Source organism: Clostridium sp. CCUG 7971, from assembly GCF_017590215.1.
GTDB lineage: Bacteria > Bacillota > Clostridia > Peptostreptococcales > Peptostreptococcaceae > Faecalimicrobium.
The window spans coordinates 1-719 of the sequence record NZ_JAFFPK010000197.1 but is presented as its reverse complement, the minus strand read 5'-3'; the positions used below and the strand labels follow the sequence as shown (position 1 = coordinate 719).

General features: G+C 24.6%; 1 protein-coding gene. It reads right to left on the bottom strand.

Annotated elements, in window-relative coordinates; all coding sequences use genetic code 11:
• Nucleotides 1-614 (bottom strand): YjjG family noncanonical pyrimidine nucleotidase (locus tag JWF52_RS18480; protein ID WP_208334939.1); only part of this gene is annotated, 614 nt, incomplete at its 3' end.
• Between the last annotated feature and the right edge of the window lie 105 nt (nt 615-719).

The window sequence follows — 719 nt, the reverse complement described above, 5'->3', positions numbered from 1 at the left end:
TTTTTATGCTGATTAAACCAACAAGTGTCAACACCAGCGTTAATTCCACCTTTTATATCTGAATTTAAGCTATCCCCTATCATTAAGACACTTTCTTTATTATTATGACTTAAATTATTTAAAGCATGTTCAAATATATCAGGACTTGGTTTAGCTATTTTTATTTCATCAGATATAACAACATCCTCAAAATAAGGGCCTATAATAGAATTTCTAATTCTTCTATGTTGAACGTCTGCTAGACCATTAGTTATTATTCCGATTCTGTAATTTTTAGATAGGTAACTTAACAATTCTTCAGTTTCTTCATATAAGAAAGAGCCATCCCCTAAAAATTTAACATACATATTACAAAGTTCATTAGCATCAGAATTTATATTTAACTTTTTGACCAACCTATTAAATCTTTCTACTTTTAAAGCATCAGAAGTAATTTTACCTTCTTCAAATTCTATCCAAATTTTAGTATTTATATCTTTATATGTATCTATAATATACTCATCATCAAAATTAGAATCTAAAGTAGATACTAGTTTTCTTATAGCAAAATCTTCACTTTTTTTAAAGTCAAATAGTGTATCATCTGCATCAAATAGAATAATTTCGTACTTCATAATTATGTTCCCCCTCCTTTGAGTAAAATATATAATTTGATAAATTATAACATAATATAAAATATTACTCTAGTATTATATATTTTTAATATAAAATATTTTTTT